Raw genomic sequence first — 23,534 nt, forward strand, 5'->3', positions numbered from 1 at the left:
CGCTCTCGCGACCGGAGTTACAATGTACCACAGTTTCGACATCAATTGCAAGCACTTTTTTTCTTGGCATTTTTTGTCGATTATTATCGCAACATCGTAACGCGTGCTGCTTGAAGGCAAGTTCTAATTCCCAGCGAACCTGTCTGCTTTCGAAGCAACGAGAAATAATGTACCACGATCCGAAAACAATTTCAACTCTTTTTAAAATGTTCTATAATTCCAATTGTTTCGATAGTTCCCACATTAAATTCTTTCATATATAGATTGCTTCTTTATACAATACTCGTCCACAATGAAAAAAGGCACTCTCTGTACTAGAATCTTTACTTCTAGTAAAAAATGCCCCGTCAAACAGCATATAAACAAATCAACGAGTCGATTGGAAGAACTCAATGCGCTCCCCATCTAACTCATTAAAGAAGAAGTATCTCGAACCATTTGGCAATGCTGTAATTTCTGCATCCAACTGTTCTACTTGAAGGCCTTTGATTCGCTCGAATTCCGCTTCCACATCATCCACTGTAAATGCTAGATGGTGAACCTTGCCCTCTTGCGGCAAACCGGCATTGTAGCCTTCGATCAGTTCAACCTCCGTTTCCCCATTTACATCGAATCCAAGAAAGCCTAACCGGATCACCCCATTAGTATGGATAAGCGTTCCTTTGTGCTTAAGACCGATAACTTCCTCATAGAAGCGGATCGAAGCTTCCAGATTGGCGACCATGACGCCGACATGTTCCATTTTTAAAACTGCCATATGTACATAACCTCCCAATAGTTTCTCTTTTCCATTGTAACGAAAAAGAAGAGGAAGGGCTAGGCGAAAGAATTAGGAAAACGGAATGGCGATTGTTTGCATATCTCCGTTATGGGAATAGAGCGTTACCTCAGTGCTCGTCATATTGATTAGACCGAGATCATCGAATATTTTTTTCACGTTCACGTCTGGTAGATGATTCAATATCGTTGGGGCGACCAAAGCCAGCTTGTCCTGCACGCCAGGTTCAAAGAATATGAGTACTTCTTTTTCAGCAACAACAATTTTCGTATGCATCATAGGATGAACACCTCCATAGAATGGTATGGGCTGATCTTGATCGTATATTTTGGAAGCTAGGAAAGTATTAGGTATCTATTAGGTATTTGTTAAGTTGATAGATTTCGCCATTCGCATAAAGTCGGTGTATACTGGAATAAGATGAAATGAAAGAATTTAAGGAGGGTTCATAGGAATGAGAGTGTTAAAGCTTCTTCAAATCTACGAAGTGGATGGAATTACACCGAAACATCGTTCGGAGCGATTCGATTTTGACGAGATTCAAGGGCAGAGCTTTCGCGAGATGAAACCGACTGAGGTCGGCTGTCCGATGATTCTCTCTGGAATCGATAAGTACGTGCCTTTTAAAACAACTAGAGTTCAAGCCATAGATCGAGATGGTTCTGACTTCCGGGTGCTCACCCGCAATACGATCTATCATTTTGAAGTTCATACGGATCGAAGAGCCACTTAACCATTGGATGGAGAGTGGCTTTTTTGTCGTTTCTACTAAATAAATAATTTCTTCACTTCTCAAAGTCTACCAATCTCCTTTATACTAAAAGTTGGGAATTAATCTACCAACGTTCTATTCATATAAGGGAGGAATTTGAACCAAATGAAAAAAACGCTCACGACCCGTTTAAGCGCTTTAGCGCTTGTAACTGTTCTTACTAGCTCCTTCGCCAGTAGCCTCGCATTTGCCGAAATGGCGGCTCCCGCTTCTTCCGTTAAGTTGAAATCCGATATGCAACTAGCAATTGATAACGGTGCTGTTGAAGGTTACGGCGACACCGACTACCGCGGCGCTAATGCGGCTACTCGCGCTGAAGTGGTTACCATGATTAACCGCGCAGCCAAATTAAAAAATACAGACCTAGGATCTGTTACATTCACTGACCTCGCTAACTGGCAGAAACAGGCGGTTGCTAATGCAGTTGCAGCTAAGCTTATCAGCGGATTTGGGGACGGTACGTTCCATCCGAATGCCCCCGTAACACGCCAAGAACTCGCTGAACTGATTGTTAAAACGGTGACTGGCGGCCAGCTGCCGAAAGTTAATGAGAATGTATTGAACTATTTTAAAGATAACAGCTCTATTGCAAAAGAATCCCGTCCTTATGTAGCTTATGCAGTTATTAGCGGCATCTTTGCACCGACATTGGATGGAAATTTTAACCCTACAGCAGAAGTGACCCGTGATGAAGTGGCTAAAGCGCTGAAGCCGGTTCTATTTAAAGTGGTAGATATTTTGACGACGAACGATATTCACGGAAAAATTGAAGTCGGCTTCGATAAGAAGCGTAACCAAAACCAAGGCGGGATTGAAACGCTGGGCGGGATTGTGAATGATTTCCGCACGGTGAACCCGAAGGGTACTGTCGTGGTCGACGGCGGCGACGCGTGGCAAGGCACGCTCATCTCCAACACAACAAACGGTCAATCCGTGATGGACACGATGGCTGAAGTGGAGTATGATGCCGCGGCTATCGGTAACCATGAATTCGATTTTGGCCGCGATGTGCTCATCAACAACATTAAAAATGCTAAATTCCCGATTCTGGGCGCGAACATTATCGAAGACAAAACCGGCAAACGTGTAGACTGGACGCAGCCTTACGTTATTGTTGAAAAAGACGGGCTGAAAATCGGAATCATCGGCTTCGCGACTCCACAAACTACAACGACAACCAAATCAACGAACATTCAGGGGCTGTCCTTTGTGGACCCGATCCCTTTGGCCAAAGATTTGTCTGCAGAACTGCGCGCTAAAGGCGTAGATATCATTATGGTTACGTCCCATCTGCCAGGCGAGCAAAATCAAAAATCGCAAGAAATTATGAGCGAGCTGGCTGATCTCGCCAACGGCACCGGAAATGGGACGTTAGATGCCATCGTCGGAGGCCACTCACATATGCGTGTATCCGGTATCGTGAACGGCATTCCTGTCGTGGAAGCTCAGAGTTGGTTGTACGCGGTTGGTCATATTCAATTGTTTGTAGATAAAAATACGAAGAAAGTCGTTTCTTCCAACGCTGGTTTGCTTGAAACTTATACGAACTTAACGACAGCTGATGCGGAAATTCAAAAGACCGTTAAGGACTATCAAACTAAAATTTCTGCAAAATCCAATGAAGTTGAAGTTGTCGTTGCAGAGCCGCTAACCCGTAAGTCTTTCCGCTTCGCGGCGAATGGAGAAGTTGAACGCGACGGAGCTTCCCAACTTGGAAACAGCATTACCGATGCCATGCGCGCTTCGGAAAAATCGGATATCGCGTTTACGAACATCGGCGGTATTCGCGCAGATGTAGACAAAGGTGATCTGACGTATGGCAAAATGTTTGAAGTATTCCCTTTCGGGAACTATAACGTTACAGGAACGATGACAGCTGAACAAATCAAAAAAGCGCTGGAAGTTACGGATAAATACTCCAAGCTTCCCGCAATTCAGTTCTCGGGTTTGAAAGTGGAGTGGGATGCAACGAAACCTGACGGTCAAAAGTATTCCAAAATCACGCTTGTCGACGGAACTCCGGTCTATGTGGATGGCAAATTCAACACAAGCCGTACATTTAAAGTAACGACGAACGACTTCATGGCAACAGGCAGCGGCGATGGCTTTACCGTGTTTGGCGAAGTGAAGGATTGGAAAGACGGCGCCATTATGCTGGATGCTTGGGTTAGCTATGCGAACTCGTTAAAAGCAGCAGGCAAAACATTGTCCGTACAGGACGATGGACGCGACGTGCGTTTGGATCTGAAAAAATAAGGTAAAAAAAACAGCCCCTTCATCCGTGAAGTGGGCTGTTTTCATCCGCTTTTCTTTTTCGGTAAAGCTTCTCGATTTGATCTACAACTTCATAATGAGCAAAACAATCGGCGAAGGATAACGACTCCTTGCTGCCTAATCCCAAAAATCCGGAAGCGCTCAGACTCTCATGAAACAGTTCATGTACCCGATTCTGTAAGCTCATATTGAAATAGATCAGCACATTTCTGCATAGGATAACGTGAAATTCATTAAATGAACGGTCCACAACGAGATTATGCTGAAAAAAAGTGACGTGCTGCATGAGGGATGAAGTAAAGAAGGCATGCTCATCGTCCGTCGTATAATAAGCCGAAAATTCACGGCTTCCTCCTGCCTGGAGGTAGTTCTTTGTGTATGTCTGCATGCGCGATAACGGATAAGCTCTCGTTCTGGCTTTTTCAATTACGGTTGCATTCATATCGGTAGCAAAGATGCGCGACTTGTGCAGCAGTCCTTCTTCTGCAAGCAAAATGGCCATCGACAATACTTCTTCTCCGGTCGAACAACCGGCATGCCAGATTCGAATAGCCGGCAGATCCCTGAGACTTGGCACCACCTTGGAGCGGAAAGTGCGAAAAAAGCTGGGATCTCGAAACATTTCAGTCACATTGATCGAGAAATCCTTCATTAAACGCTGCGCAACCCTCTCATCGTGGAGTGTCCTCTCCAGGAGAGCTGTAATCGTAGGTAATTTCTCCAGCCTCATTCGGTTCTGGATCCGCCTTCGGATCGAGGTTCTGACATAATTACGGAAATCGTACCCATAAAGCCGATAGATGCCTTCCAGCAGCAGGTCGATCTCTAATGCTTCTCTTTCCGCCTCCGCCGTGTCCTCCATATCCTCTGAAGCTTCCGGGTTAAATGAATTCAGCATCGCGTCGCCTTCCCTTATTTGGTTAACCATACGCGCATCAATGACAACAGTTGGCTGAGGTTGAGCGGTTTACTAATATAATCCGAAGCTCCTGATTCCAGGCAGATTTCACGATCCTGCTTCATCGCTTTTGCAGTCAAGGCAATGATCGGGATTTGCTCGTATCGCGCATTTTTCCTGATCGCCCGCATCGCCTCATAACCGTCCATCACAGGCATCATAATATCCATAAGAATCAAGTCCACCTCTGGATCTTCTCCTAATATCTCTAAACATTCCTGGCCATCATGCGCAGCAATAACGGTTATGCCTTCATTTTCCAATGCATTGCTTAGCGTGAATACATTCCGCACATCGTCATCGACGACGAGTACCTTCTTGCCTTTAAAAGCGCATATTTCCCCGGGACTATCCAGTGATGCGTTTTGTGCTTTTTCCATGCGGTCCGAGTCAAAAAGGGCTGAAGAATAGGCCGCTGCCGCCTCCTTGCGGACCGATATGAACTCGCTGATTTCCTGATCAAGCGATGGGATATAGAGAGTGAACGTGCTGCCAATTCCTTCTACACTTTCCATCGTCAAGCAGCCGCCGAGCAGTCCAGCCAGTTCCCTGCAGATGGACAACCCCAGACCGGTCCCGCCATATTTGCGGTTGGTCGTGCCGTCTGCTTGCCGGAACGGCTCAAAGATCACTTCTTGCTTATCCTTAGCAATCCCGATTCCCGTATCCCGCACAGATACGGCAAGAACTTGCCTGTGGCTTGCTTCTGGCAGCAGAGCCGCCGCCTGATCGGATTCGCACATCGCCAGATGGAGCTGAACGAAACCTTCGTGCGTAAACTTGAAAGCATTGGAGAGCAAATTTTTAATGATCTGGTAAAACCGCTGCTCATCCGTATAAAAAGTATCGGGTACGGATGAATCTTGCTTAATCATAAACTCTACATTTTTTTGTTCAGCGATTTTGGCAAATTGGCCCCTAAGAACTTCCGGAAGCTCACTTATGTTCATACCGTCAACATGAATCTCCAACTTGCCCGCTTCGACTTTGGATAAGTCGAGAATATCATTAATCAGAAGCAATAGATCATTTCCCGCATTATGTATGACCTTGGCGTACTCTTGCTCTTCCTTTGTCAATGTGCCCCGCCCATTTTCCGCCAGCATTTGCGACAAAATCAACACACTGTTGAGAGGCGTGCGAAGCTCATGGGACATATTGGCCATGAACTCCGACTTATATTGTGAGCTTTGTTCCAGTTCTCTGGCATGCTCCTCCAGGGATTGCTTGATGAGCTCGAGCTCCTTCGATTTCTCATCCGCGTAGCGGTTCTGCTCTTCCAATTGCTCGTTGGTGATCTGCAGCTCCTCCTGCTGGGTTTGAAGCTCTTCAGCTTGGGTTTGCAGCTCTTCGGTCATCATCTGGGATTCTCGCAGGAGCCTTTCCACCTCAACACGAGTTTGGACACTATGAATAATCGTCCCAAGCACTTCGAGTATTTCCTTAAGCAAATCCATATGCAGTGGTGTAAAGACATCCAAGGTGGCCAGCTCCATCACGGCAATGACTTCATTGTTGTACTCCACAGGGACGATCAAAATGCTGCGCGGTTTCGAATTTCCCAGTCCCGAAGCAATGGATATGTAGTTATCCGGCACCTTAGTCAAGTGATACATCCGTTTCCCGGCTGCACTTTGACCAACCAATCCTTCCCCGACTCGAAACTTATGAACGCCTATTTCATCGCAATCCCCCATGGCTGCATATGAAGCTAATTTCACCATATAATTGCTATTCTCATGTTCTGAGCGCAAGTAGAATACGCCATAGGAGGCTCCGAATAAATCGGCTGTTTTAGTAATAAAGGATTTGCCTAAAGTCTCCAGGTTAGATATCCCCTGTAACATACTGACAACTTCGGTTAATCTTTTTTGCTGCCACTGAATTTCTTCATGGCTCTCCAACAGGATATTGGTAGCATCGGCAAGATCCTTCACTTCGTCATTAACATTCACATGAATGCGGTGCGACAACTCCCCCTTAGATGAAGCCAGCTTCATAATCGCCCGATTCACTTGCCTCATCGTACCCACAATCGATTGTGAAATCAACAGAGCAACGGTAAGCGAGAAGATGGAAACGATCGTCAGCATAACGATTAAGGAGGTGTTCAGCAGCTGATTTTGAGCGTCGAGGTGCTCAGACCTTTGCTTCGTCAACCCCTTTTCTATAGTACGAAACGATTCAAATTGAGAGCGTGTTTCTTCAAGTTCATTTTTGCCTGGGTTTGATTGGTACATTTCTGTTAAAGCACCGGACATATTCTTTTTCTTCATCAAAATAGTCGGATCTCCAACCTCTTTGATCCAGTGCTCGATGGACGTCTTAATCGCTGTAAGATTTCGTAACTGACTTTCATTGTCGGAAATAAGCAGACTTAACCGATTGTAGGATTCTCTCCATTTAGTTTCGTTCAACTTGTAAGGTTCAAGGAAGTTAGCGTCACCGGTGAACAAGTAGCCTCGCTGCGCGCTTTCCATATCCATAACCAGTTTCTCAATTTGATTGGTTTCCTCATGTACGGCCAAGTCATGTTCGATGATGTAATTTCTGGCTTTTTGCATGGATGAGACTTGATTGTTGACTAGAATAAATGAAATCATTAAACAAAAAATGATAAACAGATAGCCAAGCATAATCTTTAAGCGGATGCCAAATCTCTTTTTCCCGAACATGCTTTGAGATCCTTTCCCTTAACCGGATTCATGGTACAAATCTATTATACTATGCTTCCATTTGATGTAATAGTGAATTACTTCCAAGTTTACTCTTTACTAAATTAACGCGTTAATATATTATTTAATTATCGCATTAAAGTAATCGTGTAAAGGAGCGTTCTTATGATTTCCGATCACATTCAGCCGATCCAACCACGTCTAATCTTGCAGCAAATGAAGCCCTATTCGCCCGGAAAACCGATCTGGGAAGTTGCCCGAGAGTTTGGCATTGAGAAAGTAACGAAACTGGCCTCCAACGAGAATCCGTTAGGACCTTCTCCGAAAGCGGTGGCCGCGATTCAGGCCTACCTTGGCGACATCCATCGTTATCCGGATGCGGATACGGTCGATCTCAGAGCTTCGCTGGCTGAGAAGCTGCAAGTCACCCCCGATCATCTGATCGTGACGAACGGGGCTGACGAACTCATCACGCTCTTATCGGAGACATTTTTGGAGCCGGAGGACGAAATCATAGTACCTTCTCCAACCTTCAGCGAATACGAATTTGGCGCGAATCTCATGGGAACCAAAGTCGTATCCGTTCCTTTACGGGAAGGTTACCTCTACGATGTGGATGACATTCTAACTGCTGTAACTGAGCAAACAAAGCTCATCTACATTTGCTCGCCGAATAATCCGACAGGCACTTATATGACTCGAAATGATTTGATACGGCTACTGGAAAATTTGCCTCCGCGCATTCTTGTTATCTTTGACGGAGCATACAGTCACTTCGTTACTGCGGATGATTACTCAGACGGCTTGGAGTTTATACGCCAGGGATATCCTGTCGTGGTCACACAAACTTTTTCTAAAATCTATGGGTTAGCCGGCATTCGGGTCGGCTATGGAGTTGCTGCTCCCAGCATAATTCGCAGCATTCGCCAGGTTAAAGAGCCGTTCAATGTGAACGCCTTGGCACAAGTTGGCGCAGCTGCCGCCATCACCGATGACGCTCATCTTCAAGCAACCAGAGAGATGAACGAGCGGGGCCGGGAACAGCTGTACGAGCAGCTCCGGCAGCTTGACATTAGCTTCACGCGAAGCATGAGTAATTTCGTTCTGGTCGAACTTGGCCCTGACGCCAAGAACATCTATGAGAAGCTGATGAGCAAAGGGATTATCGTTCGTTACGGCGGTGGATGGGATCTGCCCGGACATATTCGGATTTCGATCGGAACGCCTGAGGATCATGAGGCTTTAATCAGTGCGATGGAAACCGTCCTTAAGGAAATTAAGCTTGAACAAGTAGGTTCACCGGGCGAAATATAAGAGAATACAGCATGTAAAAAGCTCTCCGGATTTGCAATCCGGGGAGCTCTATTTGTTATACCGCTAAGCAGATTTTAATTGATTGCGTTGGAACATCAGGTAGGCTACGAATGCAGCTAGTATAGCAGCAATGCCTGTAATCGACAGGTCGGTGGAGATGCCTGCTTTGGAGATTTGCGTATATGTGCCGACACCGATCAACATCAATGTGTTTTCAATGAAGTTTTGTACGGCGATCGTTTTACCTGCTCCAACCATGCCTTGACCTTTATCCTGCAGCACTGAATTCATGGGGACGATGAATACGCCGCCACTGAAACCGACGAGCAGTAAAAGCCCAATCGTGAGGTACAAGTTGGATATGACCGTAAACAATAAAATCGAAACAATCATGATGATGCCGAAAACGTAGGAGTTATAATACTTACGAGCAGGCACGAGCTTAGGCGTCATGAGAGCTCCGATCATAATGCCGATCCCTGTGACGGCGACCAGCATCGAAATTTGATCAACGGAGCGGATGCCTAAATGCATAGGAACCCATGCGATAATGGCCAGTCTTACGACAGACGACGCCATCCAGAAGGAGCCGGTGCCAACGAGCGAAAACCGGGTGGAGCGATCCTTCATCAAGATGAGAACGTCAGAGGCAAACGCCTTGGCTTCTCGGGCATATTGAATGTCAGGATTGCCTGCGATTCTAGGAATCATAAACGTCATTGCCAAAGAAATCAGATACAGCGATAAGCAAGCCGCGATTGAACCGGTTAGTGAAAACTTGGCTAAAAAGCCTCCACATACGGACCCTGTCAAAATCGCCAGGATTGTATAGCCCTCGATTCGCGCATTCGCACGCAGCAGATCGGTTTCTGAGTGAGTAAGCGAAGGGAGAATGCCATACTTGGCCGGGGAGTATACCGCAGCGCCGATACCGACAATCCCATAGCTGACGGCCGGATCCAAGTTAAAGAATAAAGCCACGATCCCGATCGCTTTGATAGCGTTCCCTGTAAGTAGTACCCCTGCCTTAGAGTTCTTATCTGCGAAAGCTCCGACGAACGGGGCCAAGATCACGTAAGCAAACAGAAAGGATGCTTGCACGACGCCAATATAGAAATTCGGAAATGCTTTTTGTTCAATGATTGCAAGTGTGATAAAAAGGATCATATTATCCGCGAATGCAGATAAAAACTGGGTCCAATACAACGTTTGCAGCGGCTTCATTTTCATATTAGGAATGCTCCTTCTCGTGGCTTAGATCCTGCAGGGCCATTTTCTTGATCGAAACATAATCGACTTTGCCGCTTCCGAGCAACGGCAATTTTTCCAAGTATCTAAGCTCAGACGGCATGTAGATGGGTGAATGGCCCTGCTGCTTCATCGATTCTTTCACATGCCCAATATTGGCATGAGGGTCATTATGATAAATGACGATCCTCTCGCCTTTTCTCGGATCCGGCATGCTTACCGCTGCACATAACGCCTCTGGCATCGTGGCCGAGACCAGCTCCTCCACCATAGGCAAAGATACTTTCTCACCGCCGATCTTGGCAAAAGATTGCAGCCTCGCCTGAATGGTGATAAACCCTTGTTCATCCATATCTACCACATCCCCGCAGCTGTACCACTCCGGACAAGGCACGAAGCCTTTCTCATGAATCAAATAGCCTTTCATAACGTTAGGACCTTTCACGAGCAGGTTCCCACCGCGCTCAATGCCTTCTACGGCTTCGATTCGGTATTCCATACCCGGGAGGATCCGACCGACGGATCCTTTTTTCATATGCACCGGTGTGTTTAATGAAACAACCGGCGCGGTTTCCGTTGTGCCATAACCTTCAAGAATGCGGATACCGAACTTATCCATCCAGACTTGGCGGACTTCTTCCTTCAGCTTTTCGGCCCCGGCGACTACATAACGGAGTGCATAGGCGAAATCATACGGATGAGCGGTCCGGGCATAAGCAGAGAGGAAGGTCGACGTTCCGAAGAGAATCGTGATGTTCCTATCATACACCAGCTCAGGTATGACTTTATAGTGGAGCGGATTCGGATACAGCACGACTTTCATCCCGCTCAGAATCGGCAGCAGCGTACCCGCCGTCAAACCAAAAGAATGGAACATCGGCATCGCGCCGAGGACAACATCGTTTGAGTTAAAAGCGATCACCGTCCGTGCCTGCTGGATGTTCGCATAGACGTTCCGGTGCGTCAGTACAACACCTTTGGGCTTGCTTTCGCTGCCTGAGGTGAAGAGAACGATTTCGTTCTTCCCCTCACACACAGGCCCCTTCGACTTCATCCAATAATTGCTGAGCCCCGCTATTTTATCCGTGAACCGAATGCTTGCTTTAACATCCTCCAAAAAGAGGACGGCATACTTGCTTTGCGCCGTTTGAATGAAATCGGCCAAGCCTGCTTTTTCGACGAAAGCTTTGGACGTAATGATCGTCTGTACGGAAGCCGTCTCGCAGGCATCCAGCATCGTTTGTTTGCCCGCAGAGTAATTCAGAATTGCCGGTGTTATCCCTAAACGGAACATGGAAAATAATGTGACGACCATAGCCGCCGCGTTTGGAAGCAAAAGGGCTGCGCGCTGCTGTCCTTGCAGATCCCTGTTCAAACGAACAGCCATTATATAGGAGGTAAGGAGCAGCTTCTTATAGGTCAGTTCGGTTTGAAGCGTAAGATCTTCACAGATCGTGACGGAAGAACCGTGTTGTTTGGCCGCTGACAGTAGCTCGTTAAATAAATTCAGCTCCGGTTTCATCCGGCTGGCGAATAAGTGATTCAGCATACGGGTGCGGATCACTTCGGTCGCCCGCTCCTTTTGCACGCGCATGGATGTTTGCCCGGGAGTCATCTCCACTTGAAAAGGCTCGCCGATTAAGATGCTGACAGCCGGGAACCAGCGCTGTTTGAGCTTGCCTTTCAAATACGACAGCTTAGAGTACTCTAACCCGTTGATGGCAACAGGTATCATGCGGGCTTGTGATTTTAATGCGATATATCCGATACCGCCATATACTTTCATCATCGCGCCTGTTGTCGTCACTCTACCTTCCGGAAAAACTACGAGCGGCGTACCGGCTTGCACCGTTTTCAGCATTTTTCTGACGGAGTACGGATTTAACGGATCGACGGCGATATGCTTCCGAAACATAAGGATCCAGGAGAATCGTTTGGCAATCTTGGTATTGACGACAAATGCCACTTCCTTCGGCAAGTTCAGTGCCAACAGCACTGCATCGAGCAAGGAAACGTGATTAGGTATCAGGACCGTATGTTTGGAAAAATCCAAGTGTTCGGTCCCTCTGAGGCGAAGTCTAAAACAAACGTTAAGTAGCGGGCGCAAAATAGGAAGAAGAAATCGCAAAACGATGTAAAAAAGATGTTTGAGCATGATGGCTACCTCCTAAGAGTTTTCTGGAAGAAAACTGACTTTGCAAGCATAAGCTGAGTTTTGCTTAAGCAAAACTAAAATCGTAATCATAAGTACATCTTAATACCAGGTCTTAATTACATTGTATGCAATTACACGACGGCGAGTAGTACTAACTTTGTCTAGTACCGCAGTAAAGCCCCATGGGTCAGTGCTTTAAGTATCTATTTTATGCGGCAGCGGACGGGAGGGGATGGCTGCGGTTTTGGATATATACATAAACCTATGAAAATGAATAGTGAATGTTGCAAGCCTGACGTATCTCACTCCTGCTTGATTTGGTAGAGAACTGCAAGATATGCTACAATGCTAACAATTCATGTCTTCTGGAGGTTCACCATGTTAAAAGAATTTAAAGATTTTGCATTCAAAGGAAATATGGTCGATCTGGCGGTTGGGGTCATTATCGGAGGGGCTTTCGGGAAAGTCATTACTTCCATTGTGAATGATTTGATTATGCCGCCGATTGGCCTGCTGCTGGGTAAGGTGAAGTTTAATGATTTGTTTATTTCATTGAATGGAAAACACTATGATAACCTTGCTGCCGCTACTGCAGCAAGCGCTCCAACGTTTAACTACGGTCAATTCATTTCGACATTTCTTGACTTCTTAATCGTTGCATTCGTTATTTTTCTCGTTGTGAAGCAATTGTCCAAATTCCGCAAAAAAGAAGCGCCGAAAGAAAAAGCGCCCGCAACCAAAACATGTCCGTACTGCGTGTCCGACATCCCTGTGCAGGCTACTCGGTGCAAGTTCTGTACATCGGAGCTTACGTCCGGATCGGCCGTATCCGGCAGCATTCAATAAAGAAAAAAAGTGGCTTTGCAGCTTTGCTGCCGAGCCACTTTTTTATTTGTAGAAGGGATATCGTCCCGCAGCAGACTAAATGATGTCCAACCGGTGACCACCTGCAAAAAGTGCAGGTATTTCACTGGAAAACCCTGATTTTCGCTTATAACCTGCAAAAACTACATCTTCATATGCCTAAAAGATGCCCCATGGGAGAAAAGGGCATAAATGACATGTACAAAATGCATGTTGTGCGCCAAAATGAAGCCCAATAGGAGAAAGGGGCGTATATGACATGTACAAAATGCATGTCAGTGAGCCAAAAAGGAGCCCAATAGGGAAAGTGGCGTAAATGACATGTACAAAATGCATGTTGTGCGCACAATCGGTTGTACTTAGACCATTTATCATGCAGGAACTGCATTTCTCAATCCCGCTCAACCCGCGCTGCCTAGATCAGAAGGCCATTTCAAGGACTTTCTTTCGCTCTTAGATCGGCGATCTCGCCTTGTGCGAAGGCTCCGGCATCCAGCAGCCGGATCAGCTGCTCCGCTGTCGCTTCCGGCGTCTGCAGATCGCCCTGCTCCTTCAGTCGGATGAACCGGCCCACCTGCGGGAAGTCCGTTTCGGATGCAGCACGGATCTCCTGCTGCATGGCCGTGTCAACAACACCCGGTGCGATGGAGTAGATCTCCACCGGGTGATCTTGCCCCTCCTGCTCGGCAGCGATGCAGCGAGTCAGCATGTCCAGCCCGGCTTTGGTGGTGCAATACGCCCCCCAGCCGGGATAGGGCTTCCTGCCCGCGCCGGAGGAGATATTGACGATCCGCTTCAGCACCGGCAGCGCCTGCGTCTGCCGGATGAAGCTGTTCGTCAGCAGCATCGGCGCGACGAGATTGACCTGCATGCTGCGCTGCAGGTCGTCCGGGGCTGCTCGGCCGATCGACGTCATCGGCTCGAGCATGCCCGCGTTGTTGATGAGCGTGACGGAGTCCGCCTCATCGAGGCCCGCAAGGCCGAGGATTCGCGCAAGGAGCGAATCCAGGCCGTCCGTTTGCGCCAAGTCGTGCGCGTGGAAGGTCAGCGACCCTTCCGAGCGAAGCGCCTCTTGGCGCAAACGTTCATTCGCGCTGCGAGCGATGCAATGTATCGCTGCGGCTTGCTGCAAGAGCTGCGAGACAATCGCAGCTCCTAGGCCTTTAGAGCCTCCCGTGATGATATAGATATGCATAACGGCCGAAACCTCTTTTCATCATATGTTACGACTAGTTTAACATACGGCCGTAGGCAACAAAAAACCTGCCCGATGGCCAGATTCTTATCTAAAGCCGTAGGTCCGGAAACGAACTTGTCTTTGTCAATCCGCCATCTTCTCGTCTGTAAAGATGAAAAATATCGCTATAGACACGACTGCAACATCCTCACATGTCTGTTACGATGAAAAATATCATTTCAGAGCTTCGCTCAGCGCACATAACGCTTTTTTCTTGTCTGTAAGCATTCAAAACATCGTTCGAGACGCGACTTCCTTTCCCACTCGCCCCTGTAACGATGAAAAAAACCTTTCCAGCTGTTCGCACGCTTTGTAACTTTCATGGGAGCTAGACCCTAATTTCGGGTACATGCCCCCTTTACACGCTTAAGTCGCAACAAAAAACCGGATCACGAAGCGATCCGATCCCGCACTTCATGACCCGGTTTAGACTAGAACAATCCATAAAAATTCTCAATGATCATTCGGACCAGCAGGATGGGCAGCATCCCGATTCCAATAGCGCCAAACAACAATCCTCGCAATACAGCTACGACATTCTTCATCCAGCTCCCTCTCCCTTTGCTTAGTGAATTCAACTATGACCTAGAACTGGGCAGGTGTGACAAATGTCTTTAACTTATCTATATGGCCTCACACGTTTTTGTATTCTTCTTTCGCTTCGCTCAGCATAATCAGATATAACATACCTGTTTGAACGATTTCCCGCATACAATGCCGTAAACCCCTTGTTTACGGAGGCTGTGCACACGATGAGCAATCGCACTTTTTGGAAAATTACGCTGATAGCCGCTCTCTGTCTCATGCTGCTTGCCATTTGGCGTCACAACTGGAGCGGCGGATCCTCTACCGGAGCAAAACCTACTGTCATGGAAGCGGATGGTTATGCTGTTGAAGTCGTTATGGAGCAAGCTCCAGCCATTATTTTGAAGCCGAATCCGCTAAAAATCAGCATCCACCGTCTCGACGGACAGCCCGTTGCCGGCGCTGAAATCGACTATGAACTGCTCATGCCGAACATGTTCTGCGGGAAGGTTGCCGGGACAGCAGACCCTCTGTCAGATCGGGATGGCTCTTATGAAGGCAGCGCCATTCCATTGATGACAGGCACATGGACAGCGAACATCAATATCAAATTAGGCGGGAGCATCCTGCATGTGAAACACCCCTTCTCAGCTACCCGTTAGCCGAGAAGGGGCATTGCCTTACCATAGCCATGGGTGAATGGACGGTATCCATCCATTAGCTGCCAAACCGCGCAATATCGCTAATACACCGATCAGTGAAGCCGCGCATTGGCCGAAAAATAAAATTCGCGTGCGCAGCGAACGTTTGATCCAACCGGCCAACAGACCGGTGAGCGCTAGCGCCGGCAAGGTCGAAAGACCGAATACGAGCATGATGACACCTCCCTGCCATACGCTCGCGCTCGCGACTGCGTTGATCTCCATCGCGTAGGTTAACCCGCAGGGCAGGAAGCCGAGCAGCACGCCTGTGCCAAAAACCGCCCACGAGCTCTGCCTGCTTCTCAAGCGGGCTAAGAGTGTCTGAACGGGCGTTAGCCGAAGCGGTCCCAGTTCCGTAAGCGGTATCGCGTACTTGCGGTAGGTCCAGAGGAGAATCAAAATGCCGCCGAATAGACTAGCCATGCCCTGCAAACCTGTCAGTTTGCCCGCACCTTCGACAAAGGTGCCCGCGCCTCCCATAAACACGCCGATACATGTGTAGGTTAAGATTCGGCCGCAGTTGTAAGCAAAAATGGTGGCCAGCATACTCCCTCTCGCATGCAGGGTTAACGAAGACATCGTCCCCCCGCACATGCCGATGCAATGCGGCGCGCCGAGTAGGCCGGTTACCGCTACAAGCCAAAGTGTCTGTGGCGTCATCCCGCGCCTCCTCCTAGCTTCGCCACGATGCCCGCTGCAAACGCAGGGCGTTGGCGACGACAGATACGGAGCTGAGCGCCATGGCCGTCCCTGCGATCCAAGGCGCCATCCACCCCATGAAAGCGAGCGGTATCGCGAGCACGTTGTATAGCAAAGCAAATCCGAGATTTTGCCGAATGTTGCGCATCGTGGCCCGACTTATGACGATGGCGTCAGCTACGCCGCCCAGATCGCTGTGCAGCAAATTAACATCCGCCGCTTCTTTGGCGACGTCCGCCCCAGTGCCGACGGCAATGCCGACATCGGCAGCGGCCAGGGCCGGAGCGTCGTTCATGCCGTCCCCCACCATTGCAACCCGCTTCCCTTTGCGCTGCAGCGCTCGGATCATTTGGACTTTATCCTGCGGCATCATCTCCGCATAAACAGCAGAGATCCCGGCTTTGGAAGCAATCGCATGTGCCGTTCGCCTCTGATCCCCGGTTACCATAATGACCTCGGTGCGCAGCTTCTTCAAACGCCGGATCACTTGGGGAGTGGTCGGTTTCATTGCATCTGCCAATGCAAGCAATCCGGCAACGGAGCCATTCACAGCCACGAAGAGCACCGTTTTGCCTTCCGCTTCCAGCCGCTCGCTTACTTCGGCATGCGGCTCGACGGCCATACCCTGGTGCTTCATAAAAAATTTAGAGCCAATGATAACTTCCCTTTGTTCCACGCGACCGCTGACCCCAAGCCCTGTAAATGACTGAAACGCCTCAGGCTCTTTCAGATTCAAATTTCTTCGCGCCGCCTCCCTGACGATTGCCTGGGCATAAGGATGCTCGGCACGCTGTTCGACCGATGCAGCCATTCGCAGGAGACGGTGCTCCTGCCCGGGCTGACTGATTACATCCGTGACGCGCGGTATCCCATGAGTCAGCGTCCCTGTCTTATCAAGCAGCACTACATCCACTTGCTGCAGACGCTCCACATCCTTGCCTTCCTTAAACAGGACGCCCGCTTCCGCCGCACGACTTGTGCCCACCAGAATGGAGGTTGGCGTTGCAAGTCCGAGTGCGCAAGGACAAGCAATCACCAGTACGGCGATCGCTTTGAACAGCGACCCGCTGAGATCGCCGGGGCTCAGCCACAGTGACCAAAGGCACAGGGTCAGCAGTGCAAGCGCCAGTACCGCCGGTACGAACACAGAAGCGATCCGATCCACGACACGCGCGATTTCTGCTTTAGAACCTTGCGCTTCTTCCATGAGGTAGATCATTTTAGCCAAAGCCGTATCCTGGCCTATGGCCGTCACGCGCATGACCAACGTGCCGTCGATATTCCGCGAACCCCCGATGAGGCGCTCATACTGCCGTTTGTCTGCAGGGGCGGATTCGCCGGTAACGAATGACTCGTCCACAGCCGACCTGCCTTCGAGCACTTGTCCATCCAGCGGTACGGTCTCGCCGGGGAGAATGAGCAAATGGTCTCCGACGTTGACCTGCCTGACTGGAATCTCCGATTTGATTCCGCCTTGAATCAGCGTCACTTGCTCCGGTCTCAGTTGTTCCAACTGCCGGATGGACCGCAGCGTTCGCTTCTTCGCCGAAGCTTCCAGCCATTTTCCAAGCAATACGACGGTGATAATCATCGCGCTTGTCTCAAAATAGACTGCATGCGGATTCGCTTGGCCTTCTCTTAGCATGTGTATGGTCATGTAATGACTGTACAAATAAGCACATGTCGTGCTTAGTGCGACCAGCACATCCATTGTTGCGCTTTTGTTTTTCAACGCTTTATAAGCATTGAAGTAAAAGGGCGCTCCGATAACAAACTGCACAGGAGTAGCCAGAACCCACTGAAACCATGGCTGCAGGAACAGCTCAGGTATCCAAATGCCTGAAGTGAATGTATAATGGCGAACCATCGCCCAAAGCAGCGGTATTGTTAGAATTGAGGCAATCGTCAGCCGAACTCCGACACCGGCTATCTCTTGCCCACGCTTATCGCCTTCTTCCAGCTTCTTGGCCTTGTAGCCGAGCTGTTCAATCCGCTCGATAATTCGGCCGTCCGTGACCCGTTCCGGTTCGATCGTTAATGCGGCCCGCCCCATCGTCAAATTGACCGCAATCTCACGAACGCCGTCGAGTTTGCCGACCACTTTTTCAATTCTGGCCGAGCACGCTGCACAGGTCATTCCTTCGATCTCAAGCCTGACTTGCTGAAGCTCCGTTTCTTCCTTCAATTCGTCCCAACCTCCCCTCCCATAATGCTCGCTTACTTGCAACTATATGGGGGACGGGACAAGAAAATGCTTGTTTTAATCTAAACGGTCACAGCTATTTCAAAGAGTAGTTGATAATTACAACGGAGCAATTATACTTTATGGAGATATTGTTCATTTAAGTGGATAAATAAACTAACTTAATGGGGTATAAGGAATGGTTACTGCACTTAAACAACAAGCAAGAAAATTAAAGTCAAATTTAATTGTTTTATATCTTTCTTACAAGGACCCGCGTGTTCCCTGGTTTGCCAAAGTGTTTACAATATGTGTAGTTGCATACGCCTTTAGCCCCATTGATTTAATACCGGACTTCATTCCTATTCTCGGTTATCTGGATGACCTCATCATCGTTCCTTTAGGCATATACCTTGCTTTAAAATTAATTCCACCACTTGTTCTTGAAGAATGTAGAGTAAAAGCCGAGGAAAGAATGAAGGAGAAAAAGCCGGTTAACTGGATCACCGGTTCAATTTTTATTGTAATATGGGTCCTGGTTGCACTATGGATCGCACTGTATTTTTATAAAAGATTCATATAGATATAGACTGCAGGCAGGATTTATGATTGAAATGGAGAATTCCTTTTAGAACAACTTCATAAGATAACAATCAGGTGTCTTTGTGAAAACAAAGAGTAACAGGGAATTGGGTGAAAATCCCAAGCGGTCCCGCCGCTGTAACCGAGGAGTTACCTTCTAAATTTGCCACTCAAACTAATTTGGGGAAGGCTGAAGGGAATGTTGATTCGGGAGCCAGAAGACCTACCTAATTGTTACACCCAGTTTACCTTCGGAGAAAAGGAGTGGTGTGCAATGAAAACGATGGTGTTTTTTATAAATCGTTTTATTCAATCGTGCGCATAGCCCTGCCTCATGTTGAGAGGTAGGGCTTTTTTGACTTGAGTATCATTTTATTTCGAGGAGGACCAATTTTAATGACAATCGCTTCACTTATATTACTTGTATTTGTTCTTGGGTTACGCCACGGATTGGACGCTGACCATTTGGCTTGTATTGACGGTTTAACCAGATTCAATTGGCGAAAAGGCAGCCCTACTGCCCGGTGGGTCGGGACCCTGTTTTCATTCGGACACGGTTTAGTTGTGGCAGGCGTCGCGATAACACTTGGAATGTTCGTTGAAAACTTCAGCTTCCCTGAGTATTTCGATACCCTTGTTACATGGGTCTCGGTGGCTTCATTATTCTTAATTGGCACTTTAAATGTCATTAATCTGATTCGAACAAAATCTAATGACAGCGATTTTGAAGTTGCGGGGATCAAGGGTAAATTTATTCCACGTGCCGCCAGAGAAACGACGAATCCCTTTGTAATCATTCTTATCGGCGGAGCGTTCGCATTAGCTGCCGATACAGTCAGTCAAACCTCAGTTTGGGCGATAGCCGCAGGCAATTCCGGGAGTTACATGCCGATTATTTTAGGTATTACTTTCATGGCCGGGATGATGCTCACAGATACCATTGATTCCTTTGTCGCTTATCGCATGCTTAGTCAATCGAGCCGTATCGGACAATCCGCTTCGAGAGTAATGGGTTGGATCATTGTTTTTCTTGCTTATGGCGTTTCGATCTATGAGGCCTTTTTGTTCTTCTTCCCTTGGGCAGAGTTGGATTTTGAGATCGTAGGCGTAATCATATTCGCATTTATGTTAGGTTGCTATTATTTAATTAAAACGAGAAACAAAGTTGGACTCTGAACTTTAGTGAATCCACCCCTTTTGGGGTGGGTTCACATCAAGGAACTTTTACAACAAAAGGTACGATAAAGGTCTTGTCGTTTTCTTTAAACTGTCCCCAGATCTTATATACACCACTTTTGGGGAAACTGGTCATAAATTTCGCTTCCGGCCCTTTATCGGTTTCATTGATTGGATGCACATGCAAGTATTCATTCGTATCTTCACTAATAATGACAACATGCCCTATAGCACCCAGGTATGGCTGTAAATCTGTAATGGGCTGTTTAGATTTAGTATCAACGAAATGAAAGTTCAAATTAACATCCTTTCCCGCCATTAAATGATCGTAGGAAAGCGTAACTTCCTTATCCCCAACGGTTTTCATCAAATCTTTATCCGGTTTAATAGAATCCGCTAAAGCCTCATTACCTTCTACGGATACCCAATTCGATTGGGTGGTTGCGACGCTTCCAGACGGAACATAATCCGCAAATAGTTTGTATTCTCCACCCGAAGGAAACTTAGTAGAAATTTCAAATATCCCATTCCCCTTGTATTCAGGGTGTATATGTTCAAAATAAGACAGCTTCTTATTCACAATAATTAGGTGCATTTGTTTCTCATGATTAATATCAAACTTATTAATAGGATGCCCCGTCTCATCTTGTATTCGAATTGTGATCCGTGTGTCAGTATTGGCTTTAGCTTTTTCAGGGTTGATCGTCCATTCAGCACTTGTTTTACTCTGTCCTGATTTTGAGACCGTATCTCCATGTCCCATCTCCTGTTCGTTATGATTCATTCCACTGTGTCCGGTTTGTTTGGAACAAGCCGTTACAAAAACAATCAAAAAGATAAACACTAAACCTATATATCGTTTCATGGTTCCTCCCGGATACTTATAATTTTACTCGCTGCAAACGCAGCGCGTTTAGGACTACAGAGACTGAACTTAGCGCCATTGCAGCTCCGGCAACCCAGGGAGCCAGCAGTCCAATGGCTGCGATCGGAATGCCGAGCGTGTTGTAACCGAGCGCCCAGAACAGGTTTTGCTTAATGTTCATCATCGTTTTGTGGCTCATGTATATCGCATCCGCTATGCTTGTAAGTTCCCCCCGCATCAGCGTCACATCCGCCGCTTCCATCGCAATATCTGTGCCTGTTCCAATCGCAATGCCGACGTCTGCTGTCGCGAGAGCAGGCGCATCGTTGATGCCGTCTCCGACCATCGCTACGATTTTCCCTTGTCCTTGCAGTTTCTTCACTTCCTCGGCTTTGCCTTCCGGCAACACTTCCGCAAGGATATGATCAATGCCAACTTGCTGCGCGATAGCCTGCGCCGTCCGTGTATTATCACCGGTCATCATAATGACTTCGATGCCCATTTGTTTCAAACGAGCGATCGCCTCTTTCGATGTGTCTTTGATCGTATCCGCTACAGCGACAATACCGGCGTATTGGTTATCGATCGCCACAAGCATCGCAGTTTTGCCTTCGGCTTCAAACTTCTCCATTACTGAACCCGCTTTTCCAAAATCGATGGCTTCACGCTGCAAAAGTTTACGGGTGCCTACCAACACCTCTTTGCCTTCTACGATGGCCCGAATGCCGTAGCCGGGGATGGCTTCAAACTTTTCGGTTGCAGTCAGCGTTATGCCTTTGGCCACAATTCCGGCGACAATCGCTTCAGCCAGCGGATGCTCCGATTGTTTTTCGGCAGAGCCGATCAGACGCAGCGCTGCAGCTTCATCCATATTTTCAATGCTAACGTCCGTCAGTTCCGGTTTGCCCTTCGTAATCGTTCCTGTTTTATCGAATACGATCGTTTGTACTTTTTGCATCGACTCAAGATGTTCCCCGCCCTTAAAAAGAATGCCAAATTCCGCGGCACGTCCGGATCCGGCCATAATCGACGTCGGTGTTGCAAGTCCCAGAGCACATGGGCAAGCAATGACAAGGACGGCTATAGCTTTTTCAAGTGCAGCTGCAAATTCTCCGGGAGCAACCCAGATCAACCAAATGAGAAATGTCAATACTGCAATCCCTACAACGATCGGGACAAAAATCCCCGAAATGACATCAGCGACACGCTGAATTGGCGCTTTAGAGCCTTGGGCTTCTTCTACGACTTTAATAATTTGGGAAAGAGCCGTTTCTTTACCGACGCGAGTCGCTTTAATTTGTAAGCTGCCGTTTTTATTCACAGTTGCGCCAATCACTGCATCACCGGCTTTTTTGTCTACGGGGATGCTTTCCCCCGTAAGCATGGACTCGTCAACGGCGGACAAGCCTTCCAGCACCGTACCATCGACCGGAATTTTTTCCCCCGGTTTTACAAGAACAAGATCCCCGATGACCACTTCATCAACCGGTATGGACATTTCTTGACCGTCTCGAATGACTAAGGCCGTTTTCGCTTGAAGCCCCATCAGTTTCTTGATCGCTTCAGAAGTCCGTCCTTTAGCCAAAACCTCAAATAATTTCCCTAAAATAATTAATGTGATTAAAATTGCACTCGTTTCGTAGTACATATCCGGTGCATGGTTATGGCCACTGGGCAAAGCTGCCCATTGAAACGTTACATATAAACTGTAAAAGTAAGCGGCCGATGTTCCAAGAGAAACAAGTACATCCATATTCGCGCTTTTATTGCGGAGCGCCTTATAGGCTCCTACGTAAAATTGACGACCTATAATAAACTGCACCGGAGTGGCAAGCGCGAGCTGTACCCAAGGATTCATGAGAAATTCAGGCAGGTAAATCCAAGACGTAAAAGAAAAGTGGCTGACCATAGCCCACAAAAGCGGAAACGAAAGGATAGCCGAAACGGCGAGCTGCATTTTCTTATGGCGGATCTCCTTCTGCTTATAATCGCCTGCTGCCGCCGCTTCCTCTTTGCGAATGGCTTGATAGCCTAGCTGCTCAACCTTTTTCACCATATCGCTTATCGATACTTCGGAGGCGTTATACTCCACGTGGGCAGTCTCCAGAGCAAGATTAACGTTTGCGCTGCTCACTCCCGGCATTTTATTTAAACCTTTTTCAATTCGTGTCGCGCACGCGGCGCAGGTCATGCCTACAATATTAAAGTCGGCTGCGTCCTTTACAGTACTGTACCCGAGAGCAGCTATTTTCTCTTCCATGGCAGAAACACTGACTTGTTCCGGACTGTATGTTACCGACGCCTTCTCCAGTGCAAAATTCACATTGGCATCGGCAACGCCTTCTAATTTCTTCAAACCTTTTTCTATTCGATTCGCGCATGCCGCACAGGTCATACCGGCTATTTGCAATGTGGTTTGTTGTTGCGCTAATTCCTTTTCCATATCCATCCCCCCGGATCACCATACCCCCAAGGGGTATATTTTTCTGAAAAAAAAGAGGTATTGCCATGGAGCCGCACGAGGCGGCC

The 23,534-nt window shown here is 47.7% G+C and carries 18 protein-coding genes and 1 riboswitch; of the genes, 7 read left to right on the plus strand and 11 right to left on the minus strand.

Annotated features, from left to right (window positions below; all coding sequences use genetic code 11):
- Nucleotides 1-367: 367 nt before the first annotated feature.
- Both ACFQZT_RS18555 and ACFQZT_RS18560 read right to left on the minus strand, forming a co-directional pair.
- Nucleotides 368-757 carry a VOC family protein gene (locus ACFQZT_RS18555; RefSeq protein WP_379302337.1) on the minus strand — a complete coding sequence of 130 codons (390 nt, stop codon included), beginning with the start codon at nt 755-757 and terminating at the stop codon, nt 368-370.
- Nucleotides 758-829: 72 nt separating this feature from the next.
- Complete coding sequence (locus tag ACFQZT_RS18560) at nt 830-1,057, minus strand: hypothetical protein (protein WP_379302338.1); 228 nt, start codon at nt 1,055-1,057, stop codon at nt 830-832.
- A gap of 175 nt (nt 1,058-1,232) precedes the next feature.
- Between ACFQZT_RS18560 and ACFQZT_RS18565 the strand changes: the two genes are divergently transcribed.
- Both ACFQZT_RS18565 and ACFQZT_RS18570 read left to right on the plus strand, forming a co-directional pair.
- Entirely contained in the window at nt 1,233-1,511 is a 279-nt protein-coding gene (locus ACFQZT_RS18565; RefSeq protein WP_379302339.1) for a hypothetical protein, read from the plus strand.
- A 144-nt stretch (nt 1,512-1,655) separates the two neighbouring features.
- Nucleotides 1,656-3,806, plus strand: a complete 2,151-nt coding sequence (locus tag ACFQZT_RS18570; RefSeq protein ID WP_379302340.1) for a 5'-nucleotidase C-terminal domain-containing protein — start codon at nt 1,656-1,658, stop codon at nt 3,804-3,806.
- Nucleotides 3,807-3,825: 19 nt separating this feature from the next.
- On the opposite strand, the gene ACFQZT_RS18575 is transcribed toward ACFQZT_RS18570, so the two are convergent.
- Nucleotides 3,826-4,722 (minus strand): CheR family methyltransferase, encoded by an 897-nt coding sequence (locus ACFQZT_RS18575; RefSeq protein ID WP_379302341.1) that lies wholly within the window; start codon nt 4,720-4,722, stop codon nt 3,826-3,828.
- A 14-nt stretch (nt 4,723-4,736) separates the two neighbouring features.
- Entirely contained in the window at nt 4,737-7,457 is a 2,721-nt protein-coding gene (locus ACFQZT_RS18580; RefSeq protein ID WP_379302342.1) for a CHASE3 domain-containing protein, read from the minus strand.
- A gap of 165 nt (nt 7,458-7,622) precedes the next feature.
- Here ACFQZT_RS18580 and hisC point away from each other — a divergent pair, with 165 nt between their 5' ends.
- Nucleotides 7,623-8,771 (plus strand): histidinol-phosphate transaminase, encoded by a 1,149-nt coding sequence (hisC, locus tag ACFQZT_RS18585; RefSeq protein ID WP_379302343.1) that lies wholly within the window; start codon nt 7,623-7,625, stop codon nt 8,769-8,771.
- Between the two features lie 63 nt (nt 8,772-8,834).
- On the opposite strand, the gene lplT is transcribed toward hisC, so the two are convergent.
- Together lplT and ACFQZT_RS18595 are read right to left on the minus strand one after the other, a co-directional pair.
- Complete coding sequence (gene lplT, locus ACFQZT_RS18590; protein ID WP_379302344.1) at nt 8,835-10,001, minus strand: lysophospholipid transporter LplT; 1,167 nt, start codon at nt 9,999-10,001, stop codon at nt 8,835-8,837.
- A 1-nt stretch (nt 10,002) separates the two neighbouring features.
- Nucleotides 10,003-12,174: an AMP-binding protein gene (locus tag ACFQZT_RS18595; protein ID WP_379302345.1), complete on the minus strand. Its 2,172-nt coding sequence runs from the start codon at nt 12,172-12,174 to the stop codon at nt 10,003-10,005.
- A gap of 378 nt (nt 12,175-12,552) precedes the next feature.
- Here ACFQZT_RS18595 and mscL point away from each other — a divergent pair, with 378 nt between their 5' ends.
- On the plus strand, nt 12,553-13,020 hold the full coding sequence (gene mscL, locus ACFQZT_RS18600) for a large conductance mechanosensitive channel protein MscL (protein ID WP_379302346.1): 468 nt from the start codon (nt 12,553-12,555) through the stop codon (nt 13,018-13,020).
- 451 nt (nt 13,021-13,471) lie between these two features.
- On the opposite strand, the gene ACFQZT_RS18605 is transcribed toward mscL, so the two are convergent.
- On the minus strand, nt 13,472-14,233 hold the full coding sequence (locus ACFQZT_RS18605) for a (S)-benzoin forming benzil reductase (protein WP_379302347.1): 762 nt from the start codon (nt 14,231-14,233) through the stop codon (nt 13,472-13,474).
- Nucleotides 14,234-15,027: 794 nt separating this feature from the next.
- Between ACFQZT_RS18605 and ACFQZT_RS18610 the strand changes: the two genes are divergently transcribed.
- Nucleotides 15,028-15,462, plus strand: a complete 435-nt coding sequence (locus ACFQZT_RS18610) for a FixH family protein (protein ID WP_379302348.1) — start codon at nt 15,028-15,030, stop codon at nt 15,460-15,462.
- An 18-nt stretch (nt 15,463-15,480) separates the two neighbouring features.
- Here the strand turns inward: ACFQZT_RS18610 and ACFQZT_RS18615 are convergent, their stop codons facing one another.
- Together ACFQZT_RS18615 and ACFQZT_RS18620 are read right to left on the minus strand one after the other, a co-directional pair.
- Complete coding sequence (locus ACFQZT_RS18615) at nt 15,481-16,161, minus strand: sulfite exporter TauE/SafE family protein (protein ID WP_379302349.1); 681 nt, start codon at nt 16,159-16,161, stop codon at nt 15,481-15,483.
- A gap of 13 nt (nt 16,162-16,174) precedes the next feature.
- The gene (locus ACFQZT_RS18620) at nt 16,175-18,385 is read right to left on the minus strand and encodes a heavy metal translocating P-type ATPase (RefSeq protein ID WP_379302350.1); all 2,211 of its coding nucleotides are present in this window, start codon (nt 18,383-18,385) and stop codon (nt 16,175-16,177) included.
- Between the two features lie 196 nt (nt 18,386-18,581).
- Between ACFQZT_RS18620 and ACFQZT_RS18625 the strand changes: the two genes are divergently transcribed.
- Both ACFQZT_RS18625 and ACFQZT_RS18630 read left to right on the plus strand, forming a co-directional pair.
- On the plus strand, nt 18,582-18,965 hold the full coding sequence (locus tag ACFQZT_RS18625) for a YkvA family protein (protein WP_379302351.1): 384 nt from the start codon (nt 18,582-18,584) through the stop codon (nt 18,963-18,965).
- Between the two features lie 55 nt (nt 18,966-19,020).
- A riboswitch (cobalamin riboswitch) is annotated at nt 19,021-19,209 on the plus strand.
- 151 nt (nt 19,210-19,360) lie between these two features.
- Nucleotides 19,361-20,140, plus strand: coding sequence for a HoxN/HupN/NixA family nickel/cobalt transporter (locus tag ACFQZT_RS18630; RefSeq protein WP_379302352.1), 780 nt, complete (start codon nt 19,361-19,363; stop codon nt 20,138-20,140).
- Between the two features lie 37 nt (nt 20,141-20,177).
- On the opposite strand, the gene ACFQZT_RS18635 is transcribed toward ACFQZT_RS18630, so the two are convergent.
- Both ACFQZT_RS18635 and ACFQZT_RS18640 read right to left on the minus strand, forming a co-directional pair.
- Nucleotides 20,178-21,005, minus strand: a complete 828-nt coding sequence (locus ACFQZT_RS18635; RefSeq protein ID WP_379302353.1) for a hypothetical protein — start codon at nt 21,003-21,005, stop codon at nt 20,178-20,180.
- A gap of 16 nt (nt 21,006-21,021) precedes the next feature.
- Complete coding sequence (locus ACFQZT_RS18640) at nt 21,022-23,454, minus strand: heavy metal translocating P-type ATPase (RefSeq protein WP_379302354.1); 2,433 nt, start codon at nt 23,452-23,454, stop codon at nt 21,022-21,024.
- Nucleotides 23,455-23,534: the final 80 nt, after the last annotated feature.

Origin of the sequence: Paenibacillus sp. GCM10027628, assembly GCF_042676385.1 — a bacterium.
In the GTDB taxonomy this organism is placed as follows: domain Bacteria; phylum Bacillota; class Bacilli; order Paenibacillales; family NBRC-103111; genus Paenibacillus_E.

Coding starts and splice junctions, on each gene's coding strand:
- ACFQZT_RS18635 (WP_379302353.1), bottom strand. CDS start 21,005: ATGAAACGATATATAGGTTTAGTGTTTATCTTTTTGATTGTTTTTGTA.
- mscL (WP_379302346.1), top strand. CDS start 12,553: ATGTTAAAAGAATTTAAAGATTTTGCATTCAAAGGAAATATGGTCGAT.
- ACFQZT_RS18610 (WP_379302348.1), top strand. CDS start 15,028: ATGAGCAATCGCACTTTTTGGAAAATTACGCTGATAGCCGCTCTCTGT.
- ACFQZT_RS18570 (WP_379302340.1), top strand. CDS start 1,656: ATGAAAAAAACGCTCACGACCCGTTTAAGCGCTTTAGCGCTTGTAACT.
- ACFQZT_RS18615 (WP_379302349.1), bottom strand. CDS start 16,161: ATGACGCCACAGACACTTTGGCTTGTAGCGGTAACCGGCCTACTCGGC.
- ACFQZT_RS18580 (WP_379302342.1), bottom strand. CDS start 7,457: ATGTTCGGGAAAAAGAGATTTGGCATCCGCTTAAAGATTATGCTTGGC.
- lplT (WP_379302344.1), bottom strand. CDS start 10,001: ATGAAAATGAAGCCGCTGCAAACGTTGTATTGGACCCAGTTTTTATCT.
- hisC (WP_379302343.1), top strand. CDS start 7,623: ATGATTTCCGATCACATTCAGCCGATCCAACCACGTCTAATCTTGCAG.
- ACFQZT_RS18565 (WP_379302339.1), top strand. CDS start 1,233: ATGAGAGTGTTAAAGCTTCTTCAAATCTACGAAGTGGATGGAATTACA.
- ACFQZT_RS18605 (WP_379302347.1), bottom strand. CDS start 14,233: ATGCATATCTATATCATCACGGGAGGCTCTAAAGGCCTAGGAGCTGCG.
- ACFQZT_RS18560 (WP_379302338.1), bottom strand. CDS start 1,057: ATGATGCATACGAAAATTGTTGTTGCTGAAAAAGAAGTACTCATATTC.
- ACFQZT_RS18595 (WP_379302345.1), bottom strand. CDS start 12,174: ATGCTCAAACATCTTTTTTACATCGTTTTGCGATTTCTTCTTCCTATT.
- ACFQZT_RS18555 (WP_379302337.1), bottom strand. CDS start 757: ATGGCAGTTTTAAAAATGGAACATGTCGGCGTCATGGTCGCCAATCTG.
- ACFQZT_RS18640 (WP_379302354.1), bottom strand. CDS start 23,454: ATGGATATGGAAAAGGAATTAGCGCAACAACAAACCACATTGCAAATA.
- ACFQZT_RS18625 (WP_379302351.1), top strand. CDS start 18,582: ATGGTTACTGCACTTAAACAACAAGCAAGAAAATTAAAGTCAAATTTA.
- ACFQZT_RS18575 (WP_379302341.1), bottom strand. CDS start 4,722: ATGCTGAATTCATTTAACCCGGAAGCTTCAGAGGATATGGAGGACACG.
- ACFQZT_RS18630 (WP_379302352.1), top strand. CDS start 19,361: ATGACAATCGCTTCACTTATATTACTTGTATTTGTTCTTGGGTTACGC.